General features: G+C 67.6%; 12 protein-coding genes. 2 read left to right on the top strand and 10 right to left on the bottom strand.

Going from position 1 to position 16,594, the window contains the following annotated elements:
* From QX070_RS18125 to QX070_RS18110, 4 genes are all read right to left on the bottom strand, one after another.
* Positions 1-1,062: an AraC family transcriptional regulator gene (locus QX070_RS18125; protein WP_315738365.1), complete on the bottom strand. Its 1,062-nt coding sequence runs from the start codon at positions 1,060-1,062 to the stop codon at positions 1-3.
* Between the two features lie 149 nt (positions 1,063-1,211).
* Positions 1,212-2,618: an ethanolamine permease gene (eat, locus tag QX070_RS18120; protein WP_315738364.1), complete on the bottom strand. Its 1,407-nt coding sequence runs from the start codon at positions 2,616-2,618 to the stop codon at positions 1,212-1,214.
* Positions 2,611-3,372: an ethanolamine ammonia-lyase subunit EutC gene (gene eutC, locus QX070_RS18115; RefSeq protein WP_315738717.1), complete on the bottom strand. Its 762-nt coding sequence runs from the start codon at positions 3,370-3,372 to the stop codon at positions 2,611-2,613. Before eutC ends, eat begins: the two co-directional genes overlap by 8 nt.
* A 17-nt stretch (positions 3,373-3,389) precedes the next feature.
* Positions 3,390-4,790 carry an ethanolamine ammonia-lyase subunit EutB gene (locus QX070_RS18110; RefSeq protein ID WP_315738363.1) on the bottom strand — a complete coding sequence of 467 codons (1,401 nt, stop codon included), beginning with the start codon at positions 4,788-4,790 and terminating at the stop codon, positions 3,390-3,392.
* 248 nt (positions 4,791-5,038) lie between these two features.
* On the opposite strand from QX070_RS18110, the gene QX070_RS18105 reads away from it, so the two are divergent.
* A complete protein-coding gene (locus QX070_RS18105) occupies positions 5,039-5,551 on the top strand; it encodes an N-acetyltransferase (RefSeq protein WP_315738362.1) in 513 nt (170 codons plus the stop codon).
* 134 nt (positions 5,552-5,685) lie between these two features.
* Here the strand turns inward: QX070_RS18105 and QX070_RS18100 are convergent, their stop codons facing one another.
* The 6 genes from QX070_RS18100 to QX070_RS18075 form a co-directional block, all read right to left on the bottom strand.
* The gene (locus QX070_RS18100; protein ID WP_315738716.1) at positions 5,686-8,007 is read right to left on the bottom strand and encodes a TonB-dependent receptor; all 2,322 of its coding nucleotides are present in this window, start codon (positions 8,005-8,007) and stop codon (positions 5,686-5,688) included.
* Positions 8,008-8,169: 162 nt separating this feature from the next.
* Entirely contained in the window at positions 8,170-8,541 is a 372-nt protein-coding gene (locus QX070_RS18095) for a DUF2946 family protein (protein ID WP_315738361.1), read from the bottom strand.
* Between the two features lie 199 nt (positions 8,542-8,740).
* Positions 8,741-10,804, bottom strand: a complete 2,064-nt coding sequence (locus tag QX070_RS18090; RefSeq protein ID WP_315738360.1) for a hypothetical protein — start codon at positions 10,802-10,804, stop codon at positions 8,741-8,743.
* A 142-nt stretch (positions 10,805-10,946) separates the two neighbouring features.
* The gene (locus QX070_RS18085) at positions 10,947-13,769 is read right to left on the bottom strand and encodes a DUF4159 domain-containing protein (RefSeq protein WP_315738359.1); all 2,823 of its coding nucleotides are present in this window, start codon (positions 13,767-13,769) and stop codon (positions 10,947-10,949) included.
* Positions 13,766-14,722, bottom strand: coding sequence for a DUF58 domain-containing protein (locus tag QX070_RS18080; RefSeq protein WP_315738358.1), 957 nt, complete (start codon positions 14,720-14,722; stop codon positions 13,766-13,768). The genes QX070_RS18085 and QX070_RS18080 overlap by 4 nt, the downstream gene beginning before the upstream one ends.
* Positions 14,722-15,720 (bottom strand): MoxR family ATPase, encoded by a 999-nt coding sequence (locus QX070_RS18075; RefSeq protein WP_315738357.1) that lies wholly within the window; start codon positions 15,718-15,720, stop codon positions 14,722-14,724. The genes QX070_RS18080 and QX070_RS18075 overlap by 1 nt, the downstream gene beginning before the upstream one ends.
* Before the next feature lie 264 nt (positions 15,721-15,984).
* Between QX070_RS18075 and QX070_RS18070 the strand changes: the two genes are divergently transcribed.
* Positions 15,985-16,587: a DUF1285 domain-containing protein gene (locus tag QX070_RS18070; protein WP_315738356.1), complete on the top strand. Its 603-nt coding sequence runs from the start codon at positions 15,985-15,987 to the stop codon at positions 16,585-16,587.
* Positions 16,588-16,594: the final 7 nt, after the last annotated feature.

Here is a 16,594-nt window from a genome sequence, read left to right as displayed (position 1 = left end):
CTAGCTGCGAGCCGTCGCTTGCAATGACCGTTGGCGCCACTGCCGCGGGCTACAGCCGCTCCAGCGCGCGAAGGCACGGGAGAACGCGGACGCCTCGGAATAGCCGAGCAGGAAGGCGACGTCGCCGAGCGGCAGATGCGCTTGGCGCAGATAGTGGCGGGCGAGGTCGAGCCGGGTCGCCTCGACGAGGTCGGAGAAGGTGGCGCCGAACTCGGCAAGCCGGCGCTGCAACGTCCACGGCGTGGTCGACAGCGCGTCGGCGACCTCCTCGAGATGCAGCGCGCCGGCTGACAGCCGCCGCCTGATCTCGCCGCGGACCAGATCGAGGAACGCCGGCGTGCCGCACGAGCCGGCGACACTGGCAAGATCGGTCGTGAGCCGCTGCAGGCGTGACAGATCGGCCCCTGGCATGGCGCGGTCCAGGCCGCGGTCGCGAAACACCAGCGCATTGGTGCCTTGCGACCATCCGACGTCGGCATCGAAGGCTGCCTCATGATCGCGCCAGGCGGCCGGCCGGGCATGCTCGAACAGCACCATGTCAGGCGCCCAGCCCGATGGCAGGCACGCGCGGAAGACGTTCGCGAACATGCCCATGGTCAATTCGGCATCCTGCCGGCGATCGACGATCGAGCCGTCGAGGATGCGATATTCGAGGTGGAGAAAGCCGTCCTTGCGGGCGAGGCGGGTCTCGGTGGCCTGCTGATGCCAGGGAAACCACAGCGCGAGATGCTCGATCGCCGAACCGAGCGTCGGCGCGCACAGCGCGATCTCGCCGATCAGGCCGAGCATCTGCGGCTGGTAGCGCTGGCCGAACCACAGTCCGAAATTGTCGTTGCCGGTCTCCTGCGCGGCGTCTTCCATCATCGCGACATAGTCGGCGAGGTCGAGCGCGCGGCGGGTCTGGCCGAGGCATTCGGCATCGATGCCCACCCGTTCGAATACCGCTTCCGGACGGCCTCCCGTCAGGGCGATGAAATCAGCGACACCGGTCGCAGCAGCGGCCAGAATGTTCCGGCTGCGGTCGCGCGGATGCTCGCGTTCGGCTGCAAGAGGCTGTGCCATGAAATCCTCGCCTTTGAGGACGTACGCCGTCGGTTGACACCTCGTAGTTATGCAAGTCACGTGCCTGCCGAAGCGGGCTATCGATAAAGCCCTCCGCGCAGGGACGCGGAGGGCTTGCCTCGATCCTGGATCTCGCCGGCCCTGGCGGATCAGTCGGCCATGGCGCGGGCCTCGGTCAAAGCGATGTCGAGCAGATCGTCATTCGCCGCGTTGCCGCGCTTGCCGGCCGTCAGACGATAGAGCAGCAGACCGGCGGCGAACAGCACCACGAAGGCGGCGAACACCTGCAGGTTGAACCAAATCATCGTGAGCAGCGAGAGCGTCGCGCACACCAGCGCCACGGCCGGGAGCACCGGATAGAGCGGCGCCTTGAACGGCCTGATAAGATTGGGCTCGGTGGCGCGCAGGCGGAAGAGAGCGGCCATGCTCATGATGTACATCACGAGCGCGCCGAATACGCTCATGGTGACGATGTTCGCCGTCAGCGTCTGTCCGGCGAACTGGATGAGCTCGTCGGAGTAGATCGCGGCGATGCCGATCACGCCGCCGGCCAGGATCGCCCAATGCGGCGTGCGGCAGGTCGGATGCAGTGCGGCGAGCTTGGCCGGCAGGAAGCCGGCGCGCGACAGTGCGAAGATCTGCCGCGAATAGCCCATGATGATGCCGTGGAACGAGGCGATCAGACCGAACAGGCCGATCCACACCAGCATGTGCAGCCAGCCGGAGTTCTCGCCGACCACGATCTTCATCGCCTGCGGCAAGGGATCGTTGATGTTGGCGAGCTTCGCCCAGTCGCCGACGCCGCCGGCCATGATCATGGTGCCGAAGGCGAGCACGACGAGCGTCAGGATGCCGGCAATGTAGGCGCGAGGAACGGTCCTCGTCGGATTCCTGGTCTCCTCCGCGGCCATGGCGGCACCTTCGATCGCCAGGAAGAACCAGATCGCGAAGGGGATCGCTGCGACGATGCCGCCGATGCTCGCCAGCGAGAACGAATTCTCACCGGCCCAGCCGTTGGCGGTGAAATTGGCGAAGGAAAAACCGGGCGACACGACGCCCATGAACACCAGGAGCTCGGCAATCGCCAGGACCGTGACGAACAGCTCGAACGTCGCTGCGATCGATACGCCCGCGATGTTGAGGGCCATGAACACCACATAGGCGCCGAGCGCGGCGGTCTTGGGTGACAGCGCCGGAAACTGGACGTTGAGATAGGCGCCGATGGCGAGCGCGATGGCAGGCGGTGCGAACACGAATTCGATCAGCGTCGCAAAGCCGGCGACGAAGCCGCCGAGCGGGCCGAAGGCACGGTAGGAATAGGCGAATGGACCACCGGCATGCGGGATCGCGGTGGTGAGCTCGGTGAAGGAGAAGATGAAGGTCGTATACATCACCGCGATGAAGATCGTGGTGACGAGGAAGCCGAGCGTGCCGGCCTTGTCCCAACCATAGCTCCAGCCGAAATATTCGCCGGAGATGACGAGCCCGACCGCGATGCCCCAGAGATGGAGTCCGGTCAGGCTCTTCGAAAGCGTCGGTTTGGTCTCGTCACTCATGTCCAGTCGCTCCTGTCTGTTTGTGATGGGTGATTTGTGATGACGGTGTGGTCGTCTCGATCGCGGCGTCCGGCGCCGCCTCCTTGAGGCCGATGCCGGTGACGCCGATCCGCAGCGCCTCGCGCACCAGCCAGGCCAGCTTGTCGGCGGCGCGCTCGGCCGACAGCCCATGGTGGTGAATGTTGGAGATGCAGTTGCGCGCGCTGTCGCGCAGGCCAGGGGCTGGGTGCAGTGTCAGATACACACCCAGGGAATCCGCCGCCGACAGACCCGGACGCTCGCCGATCAGGACCGCCACCAGCCGGGCGCGCATCGCGGCGCCGACAGCGTCACCCAGCGCCACGCGCGCCTGCGAAGCCAGCACGATCGGGCCGATAGACAGGCCCGTCAGACGCGCCTCGGTGGCGATCACGACAGCGGCGGCATGGCTTTCGACCGCATCCGCCGACAGCCCGTCGACAATGATGAAGACGAGATCGTACGGACCGGATGTTAGCCCGGCGGCTTCCTGCGCGGCCAGGCGACGCCCAAGGTCGGGCCGGCGCAGATAGCTGGCGCGGTCCGGCGCTGCGCTCGCGACCTTGATCACCTCGCGCGGCGCGAGCGCGTCGGCGATGCCGTCGAAATTGACGCGGCCCCAGACAGCATCGCGGGCGAGCGCATGCGCCATCTGGAATGCGAGCTTGGCCTGCGTCGGCAGCCCGTCGCCGGAGCGGCCGAGCGCGACGCGGGCGCGCGTCATCCGGCGTAACATGTCGAACGCATCGTCCCTCACGCGCGCGCTCCATGGCCGATCAGCCGGGCCACGGCCGGCGCGCTGCCGGGCAGCGGCGGCATGCGGCCGCTGCTGTCGAGCAGGCCCATCCGTGCCAGCCACGCCTCGAACTCCGGCGCCGGGCGGCGGCCGAGCAGATGCCGCAGCCGCATCACGTCGTGATGCGACAGGCTCTGATAGTTCAGCATGATGTCGTCGGCGCCGGGCACGGCGATCAGGAAGTTGACGTTGGCCGCCGCAAGCAGCAGCGCCAGATCGTCCATGTCGTCCTGATCGGCCTCGGCATGGTTGGTGTAGCAGACATCGCAGCCCATGGGCACGCCGAGCAGCTTGGCGCAGAAATGATCCTCCAGCCCGGCGCGGATGATCTCCTTCGCGTCGTAGAGGTATTCGGGACCGATGAAGCCGACCACGGTGTTGACCAGCAGCGGCGAGAAGGCGCGCGCCACCGCGTAGGCGCGGGCCTCGACGGTCTGCTGATCGAGGCCGTGATGAGCCTCGGCCGACAGCGCCGCGCCCTGGCCGGTCTCGAAATACATGACGTTGTTGCCGATCGTGCCGCGCTTCAGCGACAAGGCCGCGTCCTGCGCCTCGGCCAGCAGCGCCAGGGTCACGCCGAAGCCGGCATTGGCAGCCTCGGTGCCGGCGATCGACTGGAAGACGAGATCGAGCGGCGCGCCTTTCCCGATCGCCTGGATCGAGGTCGTGACGTGGCTCAGCACGCAGGACTGCGTCGGCACCTCGAATTTGAGCCTGAGATCATCGAGCATCGTGAGCAGGCGGATGCAGGCCTCGACATTGTCGGTCGCGGGATTGATGCCGATCACCGCATCGCCCATGCCGAACAGCAGGCCATCGAGCGTGCCTGCGGCGATCGCCCGGGGATCGTCGGTCGGATCGTTCGGCTGCAGCCGCGACGACAGCCGCCCCTCCAAGCCGATCGTGGAGCGGAAGCGGGTCACGACCCGGCATTTGGCGGCGACAGCGACGAGATCGCCATTGCCGCAGAGCTTGGAGACCGCGGCCACCATCTCCGGCGTCAGGCCCGGCGCGAGGGCGGCCAGCCGGTCAGCGTCCGCCTCCCAGGACATCAGCCATTCGCGCAATTCGCCGACGGTCAGCGACGCGACGGGCGCGAATGCGGCGGCATCGTGGCTGTCGAGGATGAGGCGCGTGACCTCGTCGCTCTCATAGGGAATCAGCGGCTCGTCGAGGAAACGCCGCAGCGGCACGTCAGCGAGCGCCATCCGCGCCGCCACCCGCCGCGCGGCGCTGTCGGCTGCGAGGCCAGCCAGCTCATCGCCGGACCGGCGCGGCGAGGCGCAGGCCAACAGCGTCTTGAGATCATCGAACACATGAGTTTCGCCGCGATGGCGCGACCGGAACGCACCCGTCATCTTCGACCTGCCGCTCGTGCTGCGTCAGAGCGGTCCCAGCGGCCGCGACAGCGACCACAACGCTCATGACCTGGGGCAGGTTAAGCGAGGGCGGCTCCGGAAACTTGACATTTTAGCACAATCTTCGGTCACGCCACGCGAGTGCTCAGAAAATTGGCATTGGCGACCCCGGGGCGAGCGAATGCTGTCAACGCGCGGACGGCACGCCATGGACCGCGCCGCTCCAGAATGCTATCTCGCCACCCCACATGAGTGACCTGTCCATTACGATCTCCGCCGAAAAGCCGGGCGACGCGCAGGCGATCGAGCGGCTGCATGAGCGCACCTTCGGCCCCGGCCGCTTCGTGCTGAGTGCCTATCGACTGCGCGAGCATGTCGATCATCTGCTCGCGCTATCGTTCACCGCCCATATCGGCACTTTGCTGGTCGGCTCGGTGCGGCAGCTCCCGATCTGCGTCGGCGACACCAAGGCGCTGATGCTCGGGCCGCTGACGGTCGAGCCGCCGTTCCGCAAGCACGGCATCGGCCGCATGCTGATGGAGCGCTCGATCGCGGACGCGCGGGCGCAGGGCCATCGCTTGATCCTGCTGGTCGGCGACGCCGCCTACTACAGCCGTGTCGGGTTCAAGCCGGTGCCGAAAGGCCGGGCGATCATGCCGGGCCCGGTCGACTACAACCGGCTGCTGGTGAACGAGCTCGTCGACGACGCGTTCGAGGACGTCGAGGGCGCGATCCGTCCTGACTGGGACTACGCCAGGTAGGTCGTCATTGCGAGCGAAGCGGCGAAGCGAAGCAATCCAGAGCCCCAAGAGAAGTCTGGATTGCTTCGTCGCTTCGCTCCTCGCAATGACGAAGGAAGGGGGTTGTCGCGTTTCACGCCCCCCTGAGCTCGCAATCAGAACTTGAGATTGGCAAAGATCCGCACGCCGATGCCGGGCAGCAGCACCTCGTCCTTGGTGTAGGAGACTGAGTTGCGGATCTTCTCGTTCAACAGATTGTTGCCGACGAGGCCGACCAGCATCTCGCGCGCGCCGAACATGTTCGGATTGAGCTTGGTGCGGTAGCTGACCTCCGCCTTCAACAGGTTGTAGCCCGGCGTCGGAGTCTCCGCGATCGGCGCGATGTCGTTCTGGGCGAAGGCGTGCAGCAGGTTGATGCGGGTCAGCCAGTTGGCATCGCGCCAGAACAGGCCGCCGCCGACGCGCATCGGCGGAATCCGCGGCACGTTGGTGCCGTCGGAGAAGGTGGCGCGGACGACGTCGAACTGGTTCTCGATGCCCCAGATGCCGCTGCCGAGCGGAGCGACATCGAACTGGCTCTGGAACTCGAAGCCGCGGAACAGCGCGTTGCGCTGCGAGTAGACCGCTTGGTTCAGCGCGGTGCCCGTGGTGCCGCAGGACGCGAAATCGTCGTCGCACATCACGCCGGTCAGCCGGCGATAGATGAAGTTGCTGAACTGCGTGTAGTAGGCCGTGGCTTCGAAGCGGAACGGGCCAGTGGCCTTGCGCAGCCCGGCCTCGACGGTCTTGGCCGTCTCGATGGTCAGGTTCGGATTACCGATGTCGAAGGTTGCGGTCGCATCGTGGCCGCCGCGCGAGAACAGCTCGGCTGGCTTCGGCGCGCGCTCGACATATTGCGCGGTCACGCTCGCCACCAGATCGCCCGGCAGGTTCTGCAACAGGCCGACGCTCGCGCTCTTCGGCGTGTACGACGGATTGCGGGCGATGTTGGCCTGCGGCGTACCGTCCGGCAGATAGTCGACCGGAAAGTTCGGTGTGGAGCCGTTCAGCGCGACGTGCTCGATCCGGCCAGCGACCTGCGCCTTGGTCGAGGGCGAGAAGGCGAGCTCATTGAAGACATAGCCGGCGACGCGATTGTTGGTGTTGGGGCCGAACAGGCCGTTGAACACCGAGCCGGGGTTGTCGGGGCTCGGCGCATTCAGCTCCTGGTGCCCGGCCTGCACGCCATAGGCGGTCGTCAGCGTGGCGAAGCGCAGATTGACGGGCATCATCTGCATCTCGACGCGCGCTTCCTGCTCGCGATTGGTGAAGGTCTGGCGCACGCCATCGGTGGTCGGGTCGGTGACGGCTGCAAGGCCGAGCTCATTGTGCCGATAGTCTGTCGCGCCGGCCCAGAATCGGATCGCATCGATCGCCGCGGAGTCCGGGCGATACTCGCCCTTGGCGGTGATCTTGGTCTGGTGTGCGTCGATCCGGGTCCGGCTGTCGGCGCCGTCGATGCCGGGGATGTGGTAGAGCGCGTCGGTCTGCTGGATCGCCGCGCCGATGAAGCCGCCGGTGAAGAAGTAGCTGCCGCCGATCGAGGCGCCATCGTTCTGCACGGCGGAGTTCGGCTGCCGGCCGTTCACCGGGCGGGTCTGGTCGAACAGGTACGGGTAGCCCGGAATCGAATAGTCGCCGGTCTTGCGGCCGTAGGCATCGGCATGAAGTGCGAAGTTGCCGCCGCCGGCATCGAGCAGCACGCCGGCCTCGACGCCGCGGTCGACCGAGCTGAACGAGGTGCGCGTTTCCGCGGTGACGCAAGGCGCGCTGCCCGCGGCCGGCGCGCTCGCCGACAGGCCATAGGTCTGGAACGGCGCGGTCGAACAGGTCGGCAGGGCCTGCGGAATGCGGTTGTTGGTGGCGCTGACGACGCCGCCGATCGAGGTGGAGCCGTAGCGCAGCGCCGCGGGGCCGCGGACGACCTCGATCTGGTCGCTGGTGAGCGGATCGATCGGCACGAAATGATCTTCGCCGAGATCGGACGCACCGCCGCCGCCGATGCCGTTCTCGACGATACCGACGCGGTTGACGTCGAGGCCGCGGATGATCGGCCGGCTCGAGGCGCCCGGCGCGAAGCTCGATCCGGTGATGCCGGGTTTCGAATTGAGAAGGTCGCCGAGCGTGGCGGCGCCGGAGCGGCGAAGCTCCTCGTTCGGCACCACGGTGACGGTTGCGAACTGGTCGGTGACGACAGGCAGCACGCCCTGTTGCGGCGGCGGTGGCGCTGATTGTGCTTCTCGCGCTGGCGTCGGCGCACGGGGCCCGCGCGCGACGCGCGTGGTAGGATTGGGCCGCGGCACCACCGGTTTCCGTGCCCGTATCGGGCTTGGTGCTGTCACGTTGACCTCGGGCAACTCGGCCGCCGGCTTCGGATCGTCAGCGCGCGCGGGCGCGCTCAAAACGCACAACATGGCTGCGGCGCTGCAGCCCGACATCAAGGCTCTCGACAACATCCTTCAATTCCTGATCCTGATCAGGCGTCCCACGTCTTTCGTTGCTGGCGGGATGCGCCTGCCGTCGGCTTGCGACGGACCCATTCCTGCACGCTGCCGCCGTGCGCGTGAGCGCAGCCGTGGCGGCGTTTCGAGCGGTTCAGATCAGGCGATGGGAGGAGCGCGCGGCTGGAAGGCGGTGTCGACGACGACGGCCGCGACAGTGGCGGTGATCGCATCGGGCAGACGAAATGCGACCGCTTCAGGAGGCGTCAGAACGGGCGTCGGTGACAGCAGGATCGATTGCGCCATCGCCATGACGGCGCAGATGGCGCAGCCATCAGCGGAGGGCTGCTGGTCGGGGTCCTGGCTTGCGGGAGAGGAGCCGGTATGGGCCTGTGCGGTCGTGATACGACTGCCGTCCAGGCTCTGCGTGGAGAGCCAATGAACATGGCCGAACGCGAGCGCGAATTGCAGCACCAGCGCCAACAGCGCGAGCCGCGAGACATCTTTGATGTTCGCGCGAAACCAGCTCATCGCCAGCTCTGGCTCATGTGATCTGGCTCATGTGAGTAGGCCACCCCGTTCGGCTGAGAGGCTCAGCCTTTGTTACAATGTAACATCGCAGAGGCGCCTCTTAGCTGTCAATCAGAGCGCCGCGGCAACGGATGGAAACCGGCTCGCTGTGCCCTTCGCGCCACGTCGCGCGCCGCCGTGGTGCGCGTGTGTCTTCGTGTCAGCGTCCCTCGCGCACCCAGGTTGCGGCGAGCGCGCCGAGCAGCAGCAGCAGGCCGATCACGCCGGCGAACATCGGCAGCACGCCGACGCCCTTGACCACGCTGGCGTCGCGCATCCGCACGCCCATCCAGCCGTCGCCGCTGAACAGCGTCGATGACCTGACGGGGACGATACGCGGCAGGTCGATGCCCGAGCCGTCGGCGATGCGGCGGGCGTCGCCGCCGGTCGCCTGTGCCAGCGGCTTCAGGGTTTCGGTGGTCGAGGTGACCTCGGAGAATTCCTTCGGATTGGTCGGGCCGACATTGATCAGCGCCTTCAGCGTGCCGTCGGTCGCCTGCCACAGGCCGAGCTCGTTGGCGGGCAGGGTCGCGCGCCATTCGCCGGGATCGCCCTGGCTCAGAGTGAGCTCGCGCGTGGTGCCGGACGGCGAGGTCACGGTCACCGGCGGGACGGTGTCGCCCATGGTCTGGCGGATGACGGCGAGATCCTTGCCTTGAATCTGGAGCCGCAGCGCTTCCTCGTCGAGATCAGGCTGCTGCATCAGCCAGTGCGACATCCGCCTGAGCAGATCGAGATGCGGTCCGCCGCCTTCGTAGCCGCGTGCCCACAGCCAGATGTGGTCGGACAGCAGCAGAGCGACGCGGCCGGCGCCGAAGCGCGACAGCAGCAGGAGCGGCTTGCCATCGGCGCCGGTCATGACCGGCGGACTGACCGCATTACGCGTCTCGACGGTGCGGAAGAAGCGGCTCCAGCGCGGCGGCTCGGAGCCCGAGCCCTCGAGGCCGCGCGTAACCGGATGGCGTTTGCCGGCGTCAGATAGATGCGCATAGAAGGGCTTCTCGGTGACACCGACCGGCTCGGCGGGCAGCACCGAATCGAGCGGTGTGCGCCAGATGCTGGTGTTGGAGGCGTAGTCCGGCCCGGCCGAGACCAGCACCGCGCCGCCATTGCGCACGTAGCGCGCGATGTTGTCGAAATAGGCGATCGGCAACACGCCCTGGCGGGCGTAGCGGTCGAAGATGATCAACTGGAATTCGTTGATCTTCTGCTGGAACAGCTCGCGGGTCGGAAACGCGATCAGCGACAATTCGTTGATCGGGGTGCCGTCCTGCTTCTCCGGCGGCCGCAGGATGGTGAAGTGGACGAGATCGATGCTGGCGTCCGACTTCAGCAGGTTGCGCCAGGTGCGTTCGCCCGAATGCGGCTCGCCCGACACCAGCAGCACGCGCAGCTTGTCGCGGACGCCATCGATCGAGACCACGGCGCGGTTGTTGACGAGGGTCAGCTCGTTGTCGAGCGGCGATGCCTCGATCTCGACGATGTTCTGGCCTTCGTGCTTGATGTCGACGTCGACATTGGCGGCTTGGCCGCTGGTCAAGGTGCGCTCGCTGATGACCTCGCCGTCGCGCCGGATCACGACCTTGGCGCTGGCGCCGCTGACGCCCTGGTCGTCGAGCCGGAAGCTGATGGTCTGCGGCTGGCCGACGATGCCGAAGCGAGGCGCGGCCGTGATCGCGACGCGGCGGTCGCGCTCGGCCTTCTGGCCCGTGATCAGGGCCTGCAGCGGAGCCTGGAAGCCGAGCGCGGCGACGTTGCCGGGAATGTCGTGGACGCGTCCATCCGTGATCAGGAAGGCGCCGGCGACCCGATCGACGGGAACGTCCGACAGCGCCGAGGTCAACGCGCTGAACAGATGCGTGCCGTCGGTCTCGCCATCGGCCTGGCCGGCATCGACCACGCGGACCTCGAGGCCCTTGATCTTCTTCAAGCTGTCGACCAGCGACTCCTGGGCCGCCTGGGTCTGCTTGTTGCGGTCACCGAAATTCTGGCTCGGGCTCTTGTCGACCACGACGGCGGCGACCGAGCTCAGCGGCTCGCGGTCCTCGCGCGTGAACTGCGGATTGGCCAGCGCGAGCGCGATCAAGGCGAGCGCGGTGACGCGGATCCAGGCCGAGCGCGAGCGGCCGAGCAACAGGAGCGCGGCGATGACGACGATCGCGCCGATCGCGAGCCACAGCACGACCGTTGGGACCAGAGGCGTGAATGCGATGCCGTAATTCATGAGGCAAACTCGCTGGCTTCGTCATGGCCGGGCTTGTCCCGGCCATCCACGTCATTCCCTCGGAAAAGAGGGGCGTGGATGCCCGGCTCAAGGCCGGGCGTGACGACGGAGGTTTTGGCGCGGCTGCGCGTGGCTATTGTCATCACTGCCCAAGCCGTTCGATCAGTGCCGGCGCGTGCACCTGGTCGGCCTTGTAGTTGCCGGTCAGCGTGTACATCACGATGTTGACGCCGGCGCGGAAGGCGAATTCGCGCTGCCGCGGCTCGCCGGGAACCATCGGCAGCATGGCCTGGCCGTCGGGGCGGATGGCCCAGGCGCCTGCGAGGTCGTTGGAGGTGATGATGATCGGTGAGACGCCGTCGCCGCCGCGCGCCGGACGCGAGGCGCTGTCCTCGTCCTCGTCTTTCGGCAGCGCCTCGACCCAGGTCTGGCCTGCGGTGAAGCGACCGGGGAAGTCGCGCAGCAGGTAGAACGTCTTGGTCAGCACGTGCTCGCGCGGCACCGGCTCGAGCTCGGGGACGTCGAGCGACGACAGAATCTCGCGCAGCGACTGCATGCCCGGGGTCTGCTGCGCGCCGTTCTCGCCCGGGGGCGCCTCGACTGCATCGCGGGTATCGAAGATCACCGTGCCGCCCTGCTTCATGTAGGCGTCGATCTTGTTGATCGCGTCCTGCGGCGGCTTCGGCGTGCCCGGCACGATCGGCCAGTAGATCAGCGGGAAGAAGGCGAGCTCGTCATGCGCAGGATCGATGCCGACGGGGTCGCCGGCTTCGAGCGCCGTGCGCTGGGCCAGGAACAAGGTCAGTCCGGTCAGGCCGGCCTTGACGATGGAATCGACGTCGGCATTGCCGGTCACGACATAGGCAAGCCGCGTCTGCGACACCGCGCGCATGGCGAAATCGTCGCTGGCGGCGTCGGCGCGCGCGGCCGTCGGCATCGCGACCGCGAGCAGGGCGCCGGTTGCAAGCACCGCAAGCACGATGGACGCGGGCGCTGCACGCCGCCACCGCGCGAGCGAGGCCAGCACGCCGCCGAGCAGGGCGACGATGACCGCGTCGATCAGGAACAGCAGCAGTGCGGTCGACAGCAGGATGCCCCGGAGATCGCGCGGCTCCGCCGTGGTGTAGCTGGCACGCTTGGCGCGCAGCGTCGACGTGTCGAGCTGCAGAATGCGATCGGCGGGGCTGAGCGTGTTCACTGCGGTGGGTCCCTCGGCTGGGCCATAGAATCCGGGTGGATGATCCAGCGAAGCCCGGTCGTTGAAATCCGCCGGCAGCGGCTTGGCGGTCGAAGGCGGCGGTCCGAAGGCGCCGAAGCCGTCGAGGATGTGCAGCGGCGCCAGCGTGGCCTTGGCGGTCTCACCCGCGGGACCAGGGCCCGGCGTCGAAGTGTAGCCGGACATGTCGACGATGCGGCGGAGCATCTCGACCATCGCGCCCGACATCGGCAGATCGGACCAGCGCATGTCGGCGCTGACATGGAACAGCGCGATCAGGCCCTTGCCGCGATGCTCGCCCGTGACGAGCGGCGTGCCGTCCTCCAGCGAGGCCCAGCTCTTGGTCGCCAGCACGGCGTCGGGCTCGGCGAGGACCTGGCGATTGACCGTCACGTCCTTCGGGACGGTGATGCCGGCGAACGGGCCGTCGGCGGCGAACGCGGCCAGGTGTTGCGGCTTCTCCCAGGTCAGGCTGCCGCCCAGGGTGCGGCCGCCGCGGCGCAGCTTGACCGGCACGAGATCGTCGTCGCCCTGCGCCAGGCGCGGGCCGGCGAAGCGCACCAGCACGCCGCCATTCTCGATCCAGCCGTTGAGACGGTCGCGCAGCTCCGGCGACAGCGTGCCGACGTCGGCCATCACGATCATCGGCACCTTCTGGTCGAGGAACTGCGTGATGACCTGCTGCGGAGCGCCGCGATCACCGAGGCGGAGATCGGCGAACGGCGCCAGCGCGCGCGTCAGATAGAAGGTCGGCGCGAGCAGCGGTTGCGCGGTGTCGCTGGTGGCGCCGGAGACGATGCCGACCGCACGCCGCCGCCAGCGCTTGTCGAGCAGTTGCACGGCGCCTGCGGAGCGCTCGCCGGCGATCTCGAGCCGGGTGATGTCATTGCGCAGCTCGACCGGAAGATCGAAGCTCGCCTCGGCGTCGTGCGCACCGGCGGCGAAGCCGAACTGCGCTTCGCCGAGCGGCGAGCCCTTGGCGTCGAGCGCGCGCACAATGCCGCCCGGAACCGAGAGATCGGCGCGCAGCACCTTCACGGTCATCTTGGCCGCGGCGTTCTCGGCGCCCGCAAGCGCCAGCGGCGACAGGGTGCCGCCTTCGAACACCGTCAGGCTGCGATCGCCGATGGTCTTGGCAAGGCCGGTGACAAACTCGCTGCCGCGGCCGGGATCGACGCCGTCGGAGAACCACATGATCTCGGCATCGCCCGTCGCTTTCAGGAAGCGATCGAGCTGCGGCAGCGCATCGGCGCGCTCGGTCGTGTAGGCCTTGGGCGCGATCTGGCGCAGCGCGACGCGCGCCGCGCCGGCTGGCATCAAGGTGAGGTCGCGTGCGGGCTCCGACAGCGGCATCAGCGCGACGCCGCGGCGGTCGGCATCGGCATTGGCGATGATCTCGTCGGCGGCCCTGATACGCGTGTCCCAGCTCGCCGCCGCGCTCCAGCTGTCGTCGAGCAAAAGCACAAGCGGCGCCTTGCTGCCGACGGCTTCGGTGCGCGGATTCCAGATCGGGCCGGCCGCAGCGAAGATCACCAGCGCCGCCGCGATCAGCCGCAGCAGGGTGAGCCACCAGGGCGAGCGCGACGGCGTCTCTTCCTTGGGCGTGATGTCGAACAACAGCCGGGTCGGCGGAAACTCGATGCGGCGCGGCCGCGGCGGCATCACCCGCAGCAGCCACCACAGCACCGGCAGGCTGATGAGCCCGGTCAGCAGCAAGGGTTCGGCGAACGACAGCGGCAGGCCCATCATGCGCCGAGCCCTCCGGGGCCAGCGCCCACTTTGACGCCGCCGCGCGCGCTACCTTTGGCCGTGGTCATGCCGGCATGCAGGAACAGCAGCAGCTCGGCAGCCGAGCGGCTGGTGGTGTGGGTGGTGAACAGCCAGTCGAGCTTGCCGGTCTCGGCGCGGATCTGGTCGCGATGCAGCGCCACGCGGGCGACGTAGTCCTGCGCCCAGCTCTCGGCGCGGCCGGCCGTGATGACCTCGCCGCCCTCCGGCTCGACGAACTCGACGCGGCCGGAATAGGGGAAGGTCTCCTCGGCGGGATCGACGACCTGGACCATCGTGCCGTGCGCGCCCGACGCGGACAGGCCGGCGAGCATGGTGCTGATCTCGGAGATCGGCGACCAGAAATCCGACAGCACGACGATCTCGGCGAGCGCGGACGGCACGAAGGAGGGCGGCAGGCTCGGCCTGATCGTCTCATCATGCAGCATCGCCTGCGCGATGCGGTCGATCACGTTGCGGCTCCCGGTCGGATTGATCAGGCCGGGAATCCCGACGCGTTCGCCGCCGGCCACCAGCAACTCGGCCAGGGCGAAGGTCACGATCAGGGCGCGCTCGAGCTTGCTGTCGCGGGCGCCCTTCGACGCGAACGCCATCGACGGCGAGCGGTCCGGCCAGATCCACACGGTGTGCGCGGCCTCCCATTCCTGCTCACGGACGTAGAGATGATCGTCGCGCGCGGAGCGGCGCCAGTCGACGCGCTGCGACGGCTCACCGGAGACGAAGCGGCGGTACTGCCAGAAGCTTTCGCCGGAGCCGGCGCGGCGACGGCCATGCAGACCATGGATCACGTTGGCGGCGATCTGGCGCGCTTCGAGCACCAGCCGCGGCAGCGACGACGCCAGCGTCCGGCTTTCGCCATCGGCACGCCGGATTGCGAGAATCTCCGTGTCGGCGTGCCCTGTCGCTGCGGCCATCAGCCAATCCGGCTCTTCAGTTGCCGGATCACGTCCGGAATGGTGCGTCCCTCGGCGCGGGCCGGGAAGGTGAGCGCCATGCGGTGCTTGAGCACGGGCTCGGCGAGATCGAGCACGTCGTCGATCGAGGGAGCGAGGCGGCCGTCGAGCAAGGCGCGGGCGCGCACCGCGAGCATCAATGATTGACTGGCGCGCGGACCCGGGCCCCAGGCGATCAGCTTGCCGGCGTCGCCGGCCTCCGGGCCGGGGCGGGCGGACCGCACCAGCGACAGGATCGCCTCGACCACGGAATCGCCGACCGGCAGCCGGCGCACCAGCCGCTGCGCAGCGATCAGCGCGTCTGCGGTCATCGCGGCCTTGGCGCCGCTCTCTTCGGCACCGGTGGTCTCGAACAGGATGCGGCGCTCGGCGTCGCGATCGGGATAGTCGACGTCGATCTCCATCAGGAAGCGGTCGAGCTGGGCCTCGGGAAGCGGATAGGTTCCTTCCTGCTCCAGCGGATTCTGGGTCGCGAGCACGTGGAAGGGCTTCGGCAGGTCATGACGGGCGCCTGCGACGGTGATGTGCTGCTCCTGCATGGCTTGCAGCAATGCCGACTGCGTGCGCGGGCTGGCGCGGTTGATCTCATCCGCCATCAGCAGTTGCGCGAACACCGGGCCGGCGATGAAGCGGAACGAGCGCTTGCCGCCGGCGCTCTCGTCGAGCACCTCGGCGCCGAGAATGTCCGACGGCATCAGGTCCGGCGTGAACTGGATGCGCTTGGCATCGAGGCCGAGCGTCACGCCCAAGGTCTCGACCAGCTTGGTCTTGGCGAGGCCGGGGACGCCGATCAGCAGCGCGTGGCCACCGGACAGGATGGTCACCAGCGTGTTTTCCACCACGCGGTCCTGGCCGAAGATGACGCTGGAGATCGCATCCTTTGCCGCTCGGATCTGGCCGGAGACCTGTTCGGCCGACCGGACGATCGCATCCTCGAGCTTCTCGGCACTCTCAGCCATTCCCATCGCTCCTTCTGCCCCGCATCTTGAACTTTCGGACGGACGTTCCGCTCCAGTTTGCCGGGACACGGATGCCAACCTATGCGAAGGCGCTGTATTCGTTGAGTTAAACTATCCCCATATTATCGGCATTACGGGGTATTGACGGCATCACGTTATGGCGACCTTACATGACCTGCAGGGCCGCCAGGAACTTTTGCACAGACGACGACGATGGAATCTTGCACCAATCGTGCCAAGGTGGACGCAAACTCAAGGCAAACCATGGCGAAGCAAGGGCAGACCACCGACAACGGACTCGATCGGCTGACGTCGGCGGCAACGCAGGCTGGCACATCCGCAAAGGGACTGCCGCCGGTGCATTTGTGGAATCCGCCATTCTGCGGCGATCTCGACATGCGAATCGCCGGTGATGGTAGCTGGTACTACATGGGCACGCCAATCGGGCGGCCTGCGCTGGTGCGGCTGTTCTCGACGATCCTCAAGCGCGAGGGTGATCGCTATTTCCTGGTCACGCCGGTGGAGAAGGTCGGCATCCGCGTCGATGATGCCCCCTTCACAGCCGTAGAAATGCGGACGGAGAGCGATGCGCGCGGACCGCTGCTGCATTTCCGCACCAATGTCGACGACTGGGTCGCGTGCGATGCCGAGCACCGGCTGCGCTTCGAGCCTGGCGAGAGCGGCGGCCTGAGGCCCTATCTGCATGTGCGAGCCGATCTCTGGGCCAAGGTGACGCGGGCGCTCTACTACGAGCTTGTTGACATGGGTGAGGAGCGGATGATCGATGGGCGTGTCATGTTCGGCGTGGGGTCGGGCGGCGCGTTCTTCCCCATGGCCGATGCAGAACAGGTGAGGGCGGCGCTTTGAACCAGCC

The organism is Bradyrhizobium sp. SZCCHNR1093 (genome assembly GCF_032381175.1).
Lineage (GTDB): Bacteria > Pseudomonadota > Alphaproteobacteria > Rhizobiales > Xanthobacteraceae > Bradyrhizobium.
The sequence above is the reverse complement of the archived record's forward strand: the minus strand, read 5'-3'. Positions and strand labels throughout refer to the sequence as shown.